General features: G+C 72.5%; 13 protein-coding genes. 7 read left to right on the top strand and 6 right to left on the bottom strand.

From position 1 onward, the window contains the following. The first annotated feature begins 18 nt into the window (after positions 1–18). On the top strand, positions 19–1,521 hold the full coding sequence (locus tag Nocox_RS09905; protein ID WP_020545779.1) for an AMP-binding protein: 1,503 nt from the start codon (positions 19–21) through the stop codon (positions 1,519–1,521). A gap of 94 nt (positions 1,522–1,615) precedes the next feature. Here Nocox_RS09905 and Nocox_RS09900 read toward each other — a convergent pair whose 3' ends face one another. Next, positions 1,616–3,043 carry a transposase gene (locus Nocox_RS09900; protein ID WP_219495594.1) on the bottom strand — a complete coding sequence of 476 codons (1,428 nt, stop codon included), beginning with the start codon at positions 3,041–3,043 and terminating at the stop codon, positions 1,616–1,618. Positions 3,044–3,339: 296 nt separating this feature from the next. Here Nocox_RS09900 and Nocox_RS09895 point away from each other — a divergent pair, with 296 nt between their 5' ends. The 3 genes from Nocox_RS09895 (at position 3,340) to Nocox_RS09885 (ending at position 7,188) form a co-directional block, all read left to right on the top strand. Then, positions 3,340–4,536, top strand: coding sequence for an RNA-guided endonuclease InsQ/TnpB family protein (locus tag Nocox_RS09895; protein ID WP_157383159.1), 1,197 nt, complete (start codon positions 3,340–3,342; stop codon positions 4,534–4,536). A 197-nt stretch (positions 4,537–4,733) separates the two neighbouring features. Beyond that, positions 4,734–6,038 (top strand): FAD-dependent oxidoreductase, encoded by a 1,305-nt coding sequence (locus Nocox_RS09890; protein WP_033409624.1) that lies wholly within the window; start codon positions 4,734–4,736, stop codon positions 6,036–6,038. After that, on the top strand, positions 6,022–7,188 hold the full coding sequence (locus Nocox_RS09885) for a DUF6986 family protein (RefSeq protein WP_020544360.1): 1,167 nt from the start codon (positions 6,022–6,024) through the stop codon (positions 7,186–7,188). Before Nocox_RS09890 ends, Nocox_RS09885 begins: the two co-directional genes overlap by 17 nt. A gap of 202 nt (positions 7,189–7,390) precedes the next feature. On the opposite strand, the gene Nocox_RS09880 is transcribed toward Nocox_RS09885, so the two are convergent. From Nocox_RS09880 to Nocox_RS09860, 5 genes are all read right to left on the bottom strand, one after another. Then, complete coding sequence (locus Nocox_RS09880; protein WP_020544359.1) at positions 7,391–8,071, bottom strand: copper homeostasis protein CutC; 681 nt, start codon at positions 8,069–8,071, stop codon at positions 7,391–7,393. Positions 8,072–8,185: 114 nt separating this feature from the next. Next, a complete protein-coding gene (locus Nocox_RS09875; protein WP_020544358.1) occupies positions 8,186–8,791 on the bottom strand; it encodes a GNAT family N-acetyltransferase in 606 nt (201 codons plus the stop codon). A 209-nt stretch (positions 8,792–9,000) separates the two neighbouring features. After that, on the bottom strand, positions 9,001–9,723 hold the full coding sequence (locus Nocox_RS09870) for a GntR family transcriptional regulator (RefSeq protein ID WP_246649846.1): 723 nt from the start codon (positions 9,721–9,723) through the stop codon (positions 9,001–9,003). An 884-nt stretch (positions 9,724–10,607) separates the two neighbouring features. Next, the gene (locus tag Nocox_RS09865) at positions 10,608–11,003 is read right to left on the bottom strand and encodes a Zn-ribbon domain-containing OB-fold protein (protein ID WP_020544356.1); all 396 of its coding nucleotides are present in this window, start codon (positions 11,001–11,003) and stop codon (positions 10,608–10,610) included. Next, entirely contained in the window at positions 11,003–12,166 is a 1,164-nt protein-coding gene (locus Nocox_RS09860; RefSeq protein ID WP_020544355.1) for a thiolase C-terminal domain-containing protein, read from the bottom strand. The genes Nocox_RS09865 and Nocox_RS09860 overlap by 1 nt, the downstream gene beginning before the upstream one ends. A gap of 243 nt (positions 12,167–12,409) precedes the next feature. On the opposite strand from Nocox_RS09860, the gene Nocox_RS09855 reads away from it, so the two are divergent. The 3 genes from Nocox_RS09855 to Nocox_RS09845 are packed head-to-tail and all read left to right on the top strand — an operon-like array spanning position 12,410 to position 14,868. Continuing rightward, positions 12,410–12,922 carry a flavin reductase family protein gene (locus Nocox_RS09855; protein WP_020544354.1) on the top strand — a complete coding sequence of 171 codons (513 nt, stop codon included), beginning with the start codon at positions 12,410–12,412 and terminating at the stop codon, positions 12,920–12,922. Further along, the gene (locus Nocox_RS09850) at positions 12,919–14,067 is read left to right on the top strand and encodes an acyl-CoA dehydrogenase family protein (RefSeq protein WP_020544353.1); all 1,149 of its coding nucleotides are present in this window, start codon (positions 12,919–12,921) and stop codon (positions 14,065–14,067) included. Before Nocox_RS09855 ends, Nocox_RS09850 begins: the two co-directional genes overlap by 4 nt. A 27-nt stretch (positions 14,068–14,094) precedes the next feature. Then, the gene (locus Nocox_RS09845) at positions 14,095–14,868 is read left to right on the top strand and encodes an SDR family oxidoreductase (protein WP_020544352.1); all 774 of its coding nucleotides are present in this window, start codon (positions 14,095–14,097) and stop codon (positions 14,866–14,868) included. The last annotated feature ends 15 nt before the right edge of the window (positions 14,869–14,883 follow it).

The following is a 14,883-nucleotide window of genomic DNA, read 5'->3' as shown; positions in this document are numbered from 1 at the left end:
TGGGGGACGCTCCCCCGCATGCTGCGCGACCAGGCCGAACGGCACCCCGGCGGCACGGTCGTGGCCGGGCGCGGCGAGCACGGCACGCTCGCCGGGCTGCGCCGGGCCGCCTCGGCGGTCGCCCGCGGCCTCATCGCGCTCGGCGTCGAGCCGGGCGACCGGGTGGCGTTGTGGGGGGTGAACTCGGCGTACTGGGTGGAGCACGTGCTCGGCGTCTGGGACGCGGGCGCGGTCGCCGTGCCGCTGTCGCCGCGCTTCAAGGGCATCGAGGCCGCCGAGACCGTCACGAGGACCGGCGCGAAGGTCCTGGTCACCGGCGACGGGCCGGCGGGCACGCGGCTCGCCGGGCTGCTGCCGCCGCTGCCCGGCCTGCGGCACACGCTCGTCCCGCCCGCCACGGAGCTGCGGGTGCTCGGGAAGCGGGTGCCCGAACGCGAGGCCGAGGAGCGGGCGCTCGCCGTCCGGCCCGGCGACCTGTGCGAGATCATGTCCACCTCCGGCACCACGGGCACGCCCAAGGGCGTCATGCTGGACCACTCCCAGGTCCTGCGCGGCTACTGGGACTGGTCGGAGATCGTCACCCTCGACGAGCACGACCGCTATCCGGTGATCGCCCCGTTCAGCCACGGGTTCGGGCTGAACGCCGGGCTCGTGGCCTGCGTGCTGCGCCGGGCCACGATGCTGCCGATCCCGGCCTTCAGCCCCGACGCGCTCATGTCGCTGATCTCCCGCGAGCGCGTCACCGTGCTCGCCGGGCCGCCCACGCTCTTCCACCGCGTCCTGGACGAGCTGGACCGCGGCTCCTGGGACGTCTCCTCGCTGCGCGTGGCCATTTGCGGCGCCGCCGCCGTGCCCGCGTCCCTCATCACCCGGCTGGTCGAGCGGGTCGGGCTGGAACGGATGATCAACGCGTACGGGCTGATGGAGGGCACGGTCGTCTCCATGACCCGGGCCGGCGACCCGATCGAGGTCGTCGCGGCGACCACCGGCAGGCCCGTGCCCGGCATCGAGGTCAAGGTCGTGGACGGCGACGGCAAGGAGGTCGCGCCCGGCGAGCGCGGCGAGATCCTGCAGCGCGGCTACGGCGTCATGCGCGGCTACTGGGACGACCCCGGGCGGACCGCCGAGGCCGTGGACGCCGACGGCTGGCTGCACACCGGCGACGTCGGCGTGCTGGACGAACAGGGCAACCTCGCCGTCGTGGACCGCAAGAAGGAGCTCTACATCGTCAACGGCTTCAACGTCTCGCCCGCCGAGGTCGAGTCGCTGCTGCTGCGCGAGGGGTCGGCGGCCCAGGTCGCCGTGGTCGGGGTGCCTGACCCGTCGGCCGGCGAGGCCGGGGTGGCGTTCGTGGTGCCGCGGCCCGGCGCCCGCGTCGTCCCCGAGGAGCTGGTCGCGTGGGCGCGGGCCAACATGTCCGACTACAAGGTCCCGAAGCGGGTGGTCGTCGTGGACGCCCTGCCGGCGAACGTCAACGGCAAGATCGACAAGCGGGCGTTGCGGGAGCGGGCGTCCGGGTAGCCCGGCGAGGAGTTTCTCCGCCCGGGCGATCGTGAGCGGCTACCAGAATGCAGGCCAGTGCTCCGGCCTTCAGGACCCCGTTGGGGATCTCTCATTACGCGCATTTGCTGAGCAATCGGGATAAATGGGTTCTTCGTGTTGGATCAGGTGGAATGCCGTGTTCCCAGGCGTGGATGCGGATCAGGTTGACGGCTGCTGCGGCCAGGCAGTGGCCCAGGTGGGTGCGTTGCAGGCCGTGGTAGCGGCTGCGGCGCAGGCCGGTGCGGGAGGTCAGCTGGTGGATGGTGGCCTCGATGCCGGCGCGCGGCCGATAGCGGTGCCGCCAGGCGGGGGTGTCCTGCTCGTGGCGGCGTTGCTGGAGGGCGGCCCGCTGGCGGGGGTGGCGCAGGGTCAGCGTCCGTCCCCACTGCGGGTTGTCGGCCGTGGTGCAACGCTGCCGCAGCGGGCAGGCGCGGCAGCCGGCGGCGGCGAAACGTACCTGGATAACGGGGACGCCCCTGGCCGAGTGGGCCGGGACCCAGGAGATGCTGGTTTGCCCGCCGGGGCAGACGGCGGTGCGCGCCTGGTCGTCGATGCGGAAGTCCTCGTGGGTGAAGCGGCCGTCAGCCGCGGCCGCGGTGATGGGGCGGGCCGGGCCGATGAGGACGACGCCGCGGGTGCCGGCGGCCTCGACCAGGTTCGCCGCGGTGACGTAGCCGCTGTCGAGCAGGTGCTCGGCGGGCAGCAGACCGCGTCGCTCAAGACGCTGGTGGATGCCCGGCAGCGCGGCGCTGTCATCACCGTCGGCGGCGGTGCCGGTGGCCACGTCCGTGATCAGGCGGGGCGCGTCCGCCTCGCAGGTCTCGGTCACGTGCAGGGTGTAGCCGACCCAGCCCTGCCCGCGCTTGACCCCGTAGCGGGCCTGCGGGTCGTGCGGGCTGGCCATGCGCTGGGCCCCGGGCGGCAACTGTGCGCCTTCGCGGGCCTGCACGCCGTGCTCGTCGCGCAGGTACTGCTCATCCCAGCAGCGGCGCAGCGCCGCCAGGGCGGGGATCAGAGGCAGCCATGCCGGCGCCTTCGCATCCTCGATCTTCTCCAGCAGGAAGAAGCCGTCTTCGCCCACCTGCCGCAGCCATTGCTCGCGATCGGCACCAGGCAGGTCCCCGTGCCAGGAGTCGATCCGCTCCCCATAGCGGCGCAGCCACCGCTCCTCCTGCCCTGCCAGCACCTCCTCAAGCCAGGACGGGTACGCAGCGGCCAGGGCCTCCAGCGCCGTGCGCAGCACCTCGCCGACGAACTCCATCCGGGCTCGCACCGCCTCGGCCGCCTGCCTGTCGGAGAGGTTGTCGGCGTACTGCAACACCGACACCGCCGCCAGCGCGCCCGGCGAGATGGCCGGGCGCCCATCGGCTGGAAACGCCTCGGCGAACAACTCGCCCAGCGCATCACGCAGCCACACCGCCAGGGTGCCCTTGGGGAAGGCCGCCGCGACCACCCGGGCCGTCAGCTCGGGCACCTGTCGCCCACGTCGCTTCTCCAGCATCGATCTCGTCTCCCTCGCCCACGCGCCGCCTTTCACCATCAGTGTCGATTTGATAGCTCAATGAACACAATGGTCGTAATGAGAGATCCCCAACGGGGTCCTGCCGGGGGTGAAGGCCCACGCGGGAGCGCCCGCCAGGGCGCGAGCGTGCCCTGACCGGATTGTTCGTGCCGCTTCGGCCCGCCATTCGGAGGAGACGATGACGGCGTACGGCCGGCCGTTGCGCTCACCGATCTTCTCTCGCGTTTCTCGTACTCCCATACGAATAGTCACCATCGGCTGGCACACTGTTGGTCGTGCAGCTTCGTTACCAGTACCGCCTCTACCCGACGCCGGGTCAGCAGATCGCGTTGGCGCGGGCGTTCGGGTGCGCGCGGACGGTGTTCAACGACGGGCTGCGCCTGCGGCAGGAAGCCCATAAGGCGGGTCTGCCGTACGTCGCGGACGGTGATCTGTCCGAGCGCATCATCACGCAGGCGAAGAAGACCCCGCAGCGCGCCTGGCTGGGTGAGGTCTCAGCCGTTGTGCTCCAGCAGGCGCTCGCCGACCTGAACACCGCCTACCGCAACTTCTTCGCCTCGCTCACGGGGAAGCGGAAGGGCCCGAAGATCGAACAGCCCCGGTTCAAGTCCCGTAAGGACCGGCGGCAGTCGATCCGCTTCACCAGGAACGCCCGGTTCGCGGTGACAGCGGGTGGCGGGTTGCGCCTGCCGAAGATCGGCGACGTGCCTGTGCGGTGGTCGCGTGACCTGCCGTCGGACCCGTCCAGTGTGACGGTCGTCAAGGATGCGGCCGGGCGGTACTTCGCGTCGTTCGTCGTGGAGACGAGCGACGAGCCGCTGCCCGAGTCGGCGTCCGAGGTCGGGATCGACCTGGGTCTGACACATTTCGCGGTGCTCTCGGACGGCCGGAAGATCGGCAATCCGCGTTTCCTGCGCCGCGCGGAACGCCGGCTGAAAAAGGCCCAGCGGGCGCTCAGCCGGAAGACGAAGGGGTCGAACAACCGCAGGAAAGCCGTCGTGAAGGTCGCCAGGGCGCATGCCCGGGTGGCCGATGCGCGGCGGGACTTCACGCACAAGCTCTCCACACAGATCGTCCATGAGAACCAAACGGTGGTGGTGGAGGACCTGTCGGTGAAGGGCCTGGCACGGACGCGGCTGGCGAAGTCCGTGCACGACGCGGGCTGGTCGCTGTTCGCGGCGATGCTCGCCTACAAGGCGGCCCGCCACGGCCGGACCTTAGTGAAGGCCGGCCGCTGGTTTCCCTCGTCGAAACTGTGCTCGGCGTGCGGGGCCGTGGCCGAGTCCATGCCGCTCTCCGTCCGATCATGGACCTGCCCCTGCGGCGCGGCCCACGACCGGGACGTCAACGCAGCGATCAACATCCTCGCGGCCGGACGGGCCGAGAGACCAAACGCCTGTGGAGCGCAGGTAAGACCGGGATCCACCTCGGCACAGCGCAGCGAAGCAGGAAGCCTCAGAGGTGCCGCGTGAACGTGCGGCGCGGGCTGGATCTCCGGCCTTCAGACCGGGGAGCGCGTCAAGTTGGCAGGAGCACGGATCAAGCTGTTTTCGCCGGCGACGGGTTCACCCGCGCGGGCGATCGGGGATACAACGATCACACCGGCCGGTTACCACTAGTGGGGCCTGGTGAGGCGCCTGCCCCGGGCGGCCGGCTCTGAGGAGGCAGCGTGGCGTTGCGTGTGGCGGTCATCGGATCGGGACCCGCCGGCATCTACACGGCCGAGGCGCTGGTCAAGCAGTCGGCCGGAGCGGTGCGGGTCGACGTGCTCGAACGCCTGCCCACCCCGTACGGGCTGGTGAGATACGGGGTCGCACCCGACCACACCTCGATCAAGTCGATCGCCAACTACCTGAAGCGGGTGCTGGAGCTGCCCCAGGTGCGCTTCCTCGGCGGCGTCACGCTGGGCGAGCACCTGTCGGTCGCCGACCTGCTGCGGCACTACGACGCCGTCGTCTACTGCACGGGCGCGATGGTCGACCGGCGGCTCGGCATCCCCGGCGAGGACCTGCCGGGCAGCGTGGCCGCCACCGACTTCGTCAACTGGTACTGCGGCCATCCCGACGTGGACCCCTCGCGCTTCACGCTCGACAGCCCCGAGGTCGCGGTGATCGGCGTCGGGAACGTCGCCGTCGACGTCGTCCGCGTCCTCGCCAGGACCGCCGACGAGCTGAGCCGCACCGACGTGCCCCACGACGTGCTCCAGCGGCTGTCCGAGAGCCAGGTCAAGGCCATCCACATGATCGGCCGGCGTGGGCCCGAGCACGCCAAGTTCACCCTCAAGGAGCTGCGCGAGCTGGGCGAGCTGGACAACGCCGACGTCGTGGTGCGGCCCGAGGAGGCCCGGGTGCTCGGCTCCGGCTTCTCCCGTCAGGTGCAGGGCAACGTGGACGTCATCCAGGCGTGGGCGGCCCGCGAGCCCGTCGGCCGGGCCCGCCGCCTCGACGTGCGCTTCTGGATGCGGCCGGTGGAGATCCTCGGCGCCGAACGGGTCGAGGGGCTGCGCCTGGAGCGCACCCGGCTGTCGCCCGAAGGGCGCGTCGTGGGCACGGGCGAGTTCGAGACGCTGCCGGTCGGCATGGTGCTGCGGTCGGTGGGCTACCAGAGCGTGCCCCTGCCGGGGGTGCCGTTCTCCGAGGAGACCATGACCGTGCCCAACCAGGCGGGACGGGTGCGCGAGCGCGAATACGTCGCCGGCTGGCTCAAACGCGGCCCCACCGGCGTCATCGGCACCAACAAGTCCGACGCCGCCGAGACCGTGCGCACCCTGCTGGCCGACCTGGAGGGACGCGAGGGCGTGCCCGCGACGGCCACGATCGACGCGCTGCTGGCCGAGCGGGGCGTGCGGCCGGTCACCTACGACGAGTGGCAGGCGATCGAGGCGGCCGAGACCGAGCTGGCCAAGTCGCTCGGGCGCGGCGACCGGGTCAAGCTGGTGGGGCTGGAGGCCATGCTCCGTGCCTGCCGTCCCTGACCTGCCTCCGGTCCCGCCGGTCCCGCCGGGGTTCGCCGCCGCCTACCGCGCCCAGCGGGCCCGCTTCCCCGGCCTCTCCGGCCGGCAGCCGGTCCACACCGTGTACGTGCCCGCCGACCGGTTCACCGCCGGCACCGTCGCGGCGTGGCGGGACGAGGCACTCGGCCTGGTCCATGCCCATCTGGCGGGGCCCGGGGAGCTGGCCGACGTCTTCGGCGTCCCGGACGGGACGGCCGCCGCCGTGCACGCCAGGCTGCTGGCCAAGCTCGGCCGCGAGCCGATCGAGGACCTGCGGATCGACTTCGAGGACGGCTACGGCGCCCCGCCTGACGCGGTCGAGGACGCGCACGTCGAGCAGGCGGCCGAGGCCGTGGCCGCGCTGCACGCCGCCGGGGCGCTGCCGCGCCGCTGGGGGCCGCGGGTGAAGTCGTTCGCCGACGGCGACCCCGAGCGCTCGATCAGGACGCTCGCCGGGATCGTACACGGGGTGGCGGAGCGGGCCGGCGGGCTTCCTCCCGGGTTCACGGTGACGTTCCCCAAGGTGCTCATGGAGGACTACCTGCGGCAGTTCGCGGACGTGCTGGCCCAGCTGGAGGACGGGCTCGGGGCGCGGCTGCGGTTCGAGATGCAGGTGGAGGCGCCGCAGACGCTGCCGTTCCTGCGGGCCGAGCTGGCCGAGGCGCTGGACGGGCGGCTCGCGGCGGCGCACTTCGGGGTGTTCGACTACACGGCCGCGCTGGGGCTGCCGCCGCACGAGCAGCGGCTCGACCATCCGGCCTGCGACCACGCCCGGCACGTCATGCAGACGGCGTTCGCGGGCACGGGGGTGGAGCTCTCCGACGGCTCGCTCGCCGCCTCGCCCGCCTCCGGGCGGGCCGGGGACGTGCACGCGCTGTGGCGGCGGCACGCCGAGCTCGTCCGGCACTCGCTGCGGCACGGCTTCTACCAGGGCTGGGACATGCATCCGTCGCACCTGGTCAGCCGCTTCGCCGCCGTCTACGCCTTCCACCTGGCCGACTACGACGCCCACCGGGAGCGGGTGCGGGCGTGGGAGGAGCGGCGGGAGGCCGGGGGCGGGGTCATGGACGAGCCCGCCACCATCCGCACCCTCGCCGCGGCGCTCCGCCGAGCCGACGCCGCCCTTCCCTGACGGCGACATGGCCCGCGCCTCCCGCCGCGCCGCCCGGCTCCGTCACGGCGGTACGGCGGGCGCTCCGGGCCTCCCCTCACGGAGGGGTGGCCGGGGGGCGGGTGCGGGCTGATCGGGCGGCAGGCGGCGGACCAGGGCCGCACAGCGGTCATCGGCAGGCGGTCCGGCGAGGCGGTGTCCGGCCGGCGTCCGCCAGAGGGGTTCAGTCGCGTTCGACCAAGGTGCGCCAGCGGCGGACCAGGCGCCACTCCACGGGGTCGGACCAGCTCTCCCGGGCCGCCGAGCCGATGTGGAAGGCGCGGATGCCCTGGTCGAGGAGCACAGGTACGTGGGCGGGGCGCAGGCCGCCGCCGGCGAGGATGATCGAGCCGTCGCCCGCCTCGGCACGGGCCCGCAGCACCGGCAGGCCGTCGCCGACCCCGCCGGGGGCGCCCGAGGTGAGCACGGTCGCCAGGTTGGGCAGCAGCCGCACCGCGCGCCAGGCCGCCTGGACGTCGGCCGCGTGGTCCACGGCGCGGTGGAACGTCCACGGGAGGGGGGAGACGGCGTGGATCAAAGCCTCGGTGGCGGCCAGGTCGACCACGCCCGCGCCGTCGAGGAAGCCGAACACGAACCCGGCGGCCCCGGCCTGCGCCAGCGCCTTGGCGTCGCGGGCCAGCCGGTCGAGCGTCTCCGGGGCGGCGGTGAACGTGGCGTCGCAGCGGAGCATCACCATCTGCGGGAGGGGGCACTCGGCCGCGATCGCGGCGACCGTCTCCGGTGAGGGGGTCAGCCCGTCGGCCGCCATGTCGGCGACGACCTCCAGCCGGTCGGCTCCGCCCTGTTCGGCGGCCACGGCGTCGCGCACGTCGAGCGCGATCACCTCGAGCAGGGATCCGGTCATGGTGCAGAGGTTATATGGCGCTCTGTACCGTTGCGCCCCGAACGACCCTCCCACCTGCGACGAACCGCGGGAGCGGCCCGGCCTCCGGAGGCGGGAGGCCGGGCGGTCCCGCGGTCAGGCGGCGGTGATCAGCTCGGCGAGGGTCAGGTCGCGGAAGGGCAGGGCGACGAGGTCCTCGGACCGGCGCTGGAAGAGGGCGCCGCTGGCGCGGTGCGGCAGGTCCACCGTACGGACGTGCTGGAAGCCACGGCTGCGGTAGTAGTGCTGCAGGCGCGGGTTCGCCTTGGCGCAGTCGAGCCGCACGTACGGCAGCCCGGAGGCGAACGCGCTGGCCCCGGCCCAGTCCAGGAGGGCGTCACCGAGGCCGCTGCCGGACCACGGCCGGGCCACGGCGAGCTTGTGGACGTACAGCGCCGCCCCGGGTTCGTCGGCGGGTGTCCAGAACTCCGGGTCGGCGTGGCCGTCCAGGGCTATGGTGGCCACAGGAGGCGCCGCCATGTCCGGGTCGAGATAGCGCAGTTCGTCGTCGAGCAGGTAGAGCACGCGCTCCTCGATCAGCGGCATGATCCGCTCAGGCCCGAAGCCCTGGCGGGGCCACTGGCGCACCCCCTGCCGGTAGAGCCACTCCGAGGTGTCGGCGAACAACGTCAGGACGCCGGGAAGGTCGCCGGGCTCGGCGCGGCGAAGGGCGAGGGGGTGAAGCAGCGTGGTGGTGTGCATAGTGAAACTCCCGTTGCATTGGGCGTTCACGCGCGCGCGCACAGTGATGACGCGACATCGCGTAAGGGTGATTTGATGCCTTAATCCGATATATCCGATATATGGGATTTAAGGCGATTTAGGGGAGTATGCACGACTCCCCCAGGCCAGCGAGGCGGCTAATTCTCGCTGCACCCGGCCGGCGGGATCACCCCTTCTTACGAGCTCTCTTAGCGGCCATCGAGCTCGTACCTGATCAGATGTTTGTCGGCTGGCAACACCGACACGGCGACACGCACAGGCATGTCGGCCCCGTCGTACCCAACTCGGACGTAGACCATTACTGGTGTGCCGAGTTCAAGCTGAAGGCGTTCCGCCTCCTCCTGGTTGGGCATGCGCGCCCAGATGTCGTCGACGACGCGCACCTGGGCATGCCCCAGTTCCTCCAGGACCCGGTTCGCCCCTCTGGCGATGTCGCCGGGCCTGGCGATCTCGGAGTCGGCCACGAGATCACGCGGGAAGTAGGAGTCGTTGGTGTTGTACGGCTGCCCGTCCACGAACCTCAGACGGCGTCTCACCACGGCCAACTCCCCGTCGGCCAACTCCAGCCTGCTGGCGATCTCCTCGACGGGAGACACGGTCAGCACCTCGATGTACTGGCTCGGCTCGCGGCCCTCCTGCGCCACGGCGTAGGCGAATGCCTCGCGCAGTTCACCGCGCGACTGCGGCTCCAGTTCGCGCTGGGGATAGATGAGCAGCGGCCGCCGGTCCCTGACCACGGTTCCGCGTCGCGGCGTGCGCGTGACGAGCCCCTCGTTGACGAGCTCTCCGAGGGCCAGTCTGACGGTGTTCCTGCTCACCCCATGGTCTTCCATGAGTTGTGCCTCGGTCGGAAGCTGTGCCCCGGGGCCGAGGACACCCGAGTAGATGGCTCGACGCAATTCCGCAGCCACCTGCTGATACAGCACCGACCTTGCCACTTTCACCCCTTTTGTTCCAACAATTTAGACGATCTGGTTCTAGCAGGCCACAACCCCTTGACCGAACCCCCTCGATCGGCCCATCATCCATTCGTTGGTACAAATCCATCTAAAGGCCGGTGAGGGGGTGAAGGCCAATGCCGCCGGTCAGCACGGGTGAGTCGTACCTGCCCTGGCAAGACCCCGGTGAAGCAACACGTTTACTGCGTTACGCGTTGCCCCGCCAGGGTTTCACCCACACCTACCAGAGCAACCGGCATGGCGCGTCCGTGCAATCGGCGTCCACTGAGCTGACCGCGAAGTGCCAGGACGGATCCTTAGTCGCAGTTGAGGAGGGTGGCGCCCCCGTCAAGCACTTCATCGATGACCCGGTCGGTGCAGCTCGACGCATCGCCGCACGTTGCCGGCAGCAGGAGCCCTCACACTCCCCCATCGACTCCGTGAGTGAATCCGCGGTCTAGGACTCCATCCCTCGCCGGAGTCCTGGCGCCGCCGCTCACGGGGCAGGAAGCGCGTCCTGGCGGGTCCCCCACGCCCGCCAGGGCGCGCTTTCCTCCGAGGGGGACCGCATGTGGATCTCTTCCTTCCGACAGAATGCCCTCTCCCGCTGGACCACCGCCCCGCCCGGCGGCGGCCGGGCCCGCGGGCGCAGCCGTACGGCAGCCGCGAGCGCGGCCGGTGGCCGTCCCGCCACCGTCGCCGCCGAGCCGGTTCCGCTCATCCGCGCCGCCCCGTCCGGATCGTCCGCGTTGACGTCTACCGCCTCATCATCGACCTTCCCCGGCGGAGCGTGGGGCGGCTTCGGCGTTGTGGGACTGGTGGGATTGGTGGGTACGAATCCAAACCGAACGGGTCGGTTATCGGGCCGGTTCCCAGTCCACGAGCGTCAGGTCCTCGCCGACGTCCCTGAAGACCGCCCGCACCCGTTCGCCGCCCCGGGGCTCCCGATCGCCCCGCCAGTTCCCGTGCACCAGGCAGCCGGGCACCGCCGCGAGGCGCACCATGACGACCACGTACGGCGCGGCGAGCCCGGGCACGAACGGCTGGTGGCTGACGATCCAGCTCTCGACCCGCCCCTCGGGCGGCACCGCCCGCCACCGCCACTCCTCGCTCCGGCAGGCGGGGCAGAACGCCCGCGCGGGGAAGCGGTCCGCGCCGCAGCCGGCGCACCGCTGCACCGCGAACTCGCGCCGGGCCACCCGCTCCCACCACTCCCGCGAGTCCCGGTCCGGCTCCGGCCGGTGAACGGTCATCACGCCCTCCGCAGGATCAGCGCCGACGTGGCCGGCAGGATGTATCCCGGTTGCGCCGTGGACAGGGCCACCTCCGCGCCCGGCACCTGCCGGTCCCCCGCCTCCCCCCGGAGCTGGGACACCGCCTCGGCGATGTGGTTGACGCCATGCACGTAGCCCTCGGACAGGAAGCCGCCGTGCGTGTTGACCGGCAGGGGGCCGTCGAGCGCGGTGGCCCCGGAGGCCACGTACGGGCCGCCCTCCCCCTTGGGGCAGAACCCGTAGTCCTCGAGCTGGACGATCACCGAGTACGTGAAGCAGTCGTAGATCTCGGCCACGTCCACGTCGCCGGGGCCGAGGCCGGCCTGGGCGTACAGGCGCGGGGCCAGCGCGGCGGCGGAGGTGACCGTGGGGTCGCCCCCCGACAGGTGGGACTGGCCGCCGCCCCAGGCCGCCGCGGAGATCAGCACCGGCGGGCGACGCAGGTCGCGGGCCCGTCCGGCGGTGGTGACCACCACGGCGCAGGCGCCGTCGGTCTCCAGGCAGCAGTCCAGCAGCCGGAACGGCTCGGCGATCCACCGGCTGGCCAGGTAGTCGTCCAGCGTGATGGGCGTGCGCATGAGGGCGCGGGGATTCTTGGCGGCGTTGGCGCGCTGGGTGACGGCGAGCGTGCCGAAGTGCTCGGCGGTGGTGCCGTACCTGAGCATGTGGGCGCGGGCGTACATGGCGTACTGCTGGGGCGGGGCGACGTAGCCGTACGGGGCCTGGTACTGCACCTCGGGGCTGACCGGCAGGCCGCGCCCGGTGCCGCCCATGCGGAACTCGGAGCGGGCGTTGATCGCCCGGTAGCAGACGACGGTCTCGGCCATCCCGGCCGCGACCGCCAGCGCGGCCTGGCCGACGACGGCGTGGGAGACGCTGCCCCCGCCGAACTGGTCGAGGTGCCAGGACAGGTCGGCCAGGCCGAGGGCGGGGCCGACCAGGGTGGGCGGGGCCGAGTCGCCGACCCGGTGGGTGGCGAGGCCGTCCACGTCGTCGGCGGTGAGCCCGGCGTCGGCCAGGGCGGCCAGCACCGCACGGCAGGCCAGGGTCAGCGTGCTGGCCCCGGAGTTCTTGGTGAAGGGGGTGTATCCGACGCCGGCGATCGCCGTCGCGTTCCGGAATTCAAGCAAGCGCTTGGCCACAAGCAGCACGGTAGGCCGGACATTTCACGCATGTCAACGCGGGCTCCCGCGGGTCCGGCCGGGCAACTTGACACCTTTTCCGGCTTCCCTCTACCGTCCAAGCAAGCGCTTGGTATGATAGGCGCAGCCGGTGGACTAGGAGGCGGACCCCCCATGAGCACACACGCTGCCCGGCTCGTCGCGCCGGAGAGCTGTCGTGGCCTTCCGACGCCACCTCAGCGCAGGATTCGCAACGGAGCCACCATGCCGACGGGCCCAACCCCCCAGAGCGCGAACGGCCACCTCGACAGCCGCCGCTTCCGGCAGGTCCTCGGCCGCTTCGCCACCGGCGTGGTGGCGATCACCGCGCTCGACCCCGGCGACGGACGGCCCTGCGGCCTGGCCGCCAACTCCTTCACCTCGGTCTCGCTCGACCCGCCGCTCGTCGCCTTCTGCGTGGCCCACACCAGCACGAGCTGGCCCCGGGTGCGCGACGCGAACGTCCTCACCGTGAACGTCCTCGCCGAGCACCAGCAGGAGGTGTGCGCGCGGATGGCGTCGAGGGGCGGCGACAAGTTCGCCGGCCTGGAATGGACCGGCTCGCCCGGCGGCAACCCCGTGCTGGAGGGCGCCCTCGCCTGGCTCGACTGCGCGGTCGAGGCCGAGCACCCGGCCGGCGACCACACCATCGTGGTGGCCCGGGTGCTGCAGCTCGACACGCACGCCGACGGCGGCCCGCTGGTGTTCTTCCAGGGCGGCTTCGGCGGGTTCCGTTGATCCCTGGGGAGACCCCGGGCTTCCGCGAGCGGGCGCGGGCCTGGCTGGAGGAGGCGCTGGGCGGCGCGTTCGCCGCCGCCCGCGGCCTCGGCGGCCCCGGCCGCGAGCACGAGGGGCACGACCTGCGCCTGGCGTGGGAGCGGCACCTCGGCGCGCACGGCTGGACCTGCCTCGGCTGGCCCGAGCGGTACGGCGGCCGCGCCGCCCGCCTCGCCGACCAGATGGCCTTCCACGAGGAGTACGCCCGGGCCGACGCCCCGGCCCGGGTCGGCCACATCGGCGAGACCCTGGTCGGCCCCACCGTCCTGGAGTTCGGCGACGAGGAGCAGAAGAAGCGCTTCCTGCCGCCGATCCGCCGGGGCGAGGAGCTGTGGTGCCAGGGCTACTCCGAGCCGGACGCCGGCTCCGACCTCGCCGCCGTCCGGACCAGCGCCCGGCTGGAGGGCGGCGAGTGGGTGATCACCGGGCAGAAGGTGTGGACGTCGCTCGCGCACGTCGCCGACTGGTGCTTCGTCCTCTGCCGCACCGAGCCGGGGTCGCGGCGGCACCACGGGCTGTCGTACCTGCTGGTCCCGATGCGCCGGCCGGGCGTCACCGTACGGCCGATCAGGCAGCTCACCGGGACGTCCGAGTTCAACGAGGTGTTCTTCGACGGCGCGCGCACCGCGGCGGGGAACGTGCTCGGCGCGCCCGGCGACGGCTGGCGGGTCGCGATGGCCACCCTCCGCCACGAGCGCGGCGCGTCCACGCTCGGCCAGCAGCTCGGCTTCCGGCGCGAGCTGGCCAAGGTCGTCGAGACCGCCCGGCGGACCGGCGCCGCCGATGATCCTGTCCTGCGCGACCGCCTGGTCCGGGCCTGGCTGGAGCTGGAGGTCATGCGGCTCAACGCGCTGCGCATGCTGGGGCCGGACCCCGGGCCCGAGGCGTCGATCGCCAAGCTCTACTGGTCGGAGTGGCACCGGCGGCTCGGCGAGCTGGCGCAGGCCGTCCAGGGCAGAGCCGGACTAGTGAGGGCCGGGCTGGTGGGCGAGCTGAACGAGCTCCAGCGGCTCTACCTGTTCAGCCGGGCCGACACGATCTACGCCGGCTCCAGCGAGATCCAGCGCACCATCATCGCCGAACGCGCCCTGGGGCTCCCCCGCTGACCGGCGCGCGCCGATTGGAGAGAGCCGATGCTCCCGCCGCCCCCGAAGGCACACGGACTGCTCGACGGCAAGGTGACGCTGGTGACGGCCGCCGCGGGCGCCGGCATCGGCTGGGCGACCGCGCGCCGCTGCGCAGAGGAGGGCGCCGTCGTCGTCCTCTCCGACCGGCACGAACGCCGCCTCGCCGCCGCCGCCGAGGCGCTGAGCGAGGTCACCGGCGTCAGGCCGCTCGCCGTGCCGTGCGACGTGACGTCGGAGCCGCAGGTGCTGGCGCTGTTCGACGCGGTGGCCGAGGCGCACGGCCGGCTCGACGTGGTGGTCAACAACGCCGGGCTCGGCGGCACCGCCGAGCTGGCGGGGATGACCGACGAGCAGTGGCACGCGGTCCTCGACGTCACGCTCACCGGCACCATGCGCTGCACCAGGGCCGCGCTGCGGCAGATGTACGGCCAGGGCTCCGGCGTCATCGTCAACAACGCCTCCGTCGTCGGCTGGCGGGCCCAGCGCGGGCAGGCGCACTACGCCGCGGCCAAGGCCGGGGTGATGGCGCTCACCAGGTGCGTCGCGCTGGAGGCGGCCGAGCACGGGGTGCGGGTCAACGCCGTGGCGCCGTCGCTGGCGGTGCACCCGTTCCTGGCCAAGGTGACGGGCGAGGAACTGCTGGCCGAGCTGGCGGCCAGGGAGGCGTTCGGGCGGTCGGCGGAGCCGTGGGAGGTGGCCAACGTGATCGTCTTCCTGGCCAGCGACTACTCCTCGTACATGACGGGCGAGGTCGTGTCGGTGTCGTCGCAGCATCCCTGAGCCCGGGGTGGCCGG

It is taken from the genome of Nonomuraea coxensis DSM 45129 (assembly GCF_019397265.1).
Lineage (GTDB): Bacteria > Actinomycetota > Actinomycetes > Streptosporangiales > Streptosporangiaceae > Nonomuraea > Nonomuraea coxensis.
This window is presented reverse-complemented; position numbering and strand designations above follow the sequence as displayed.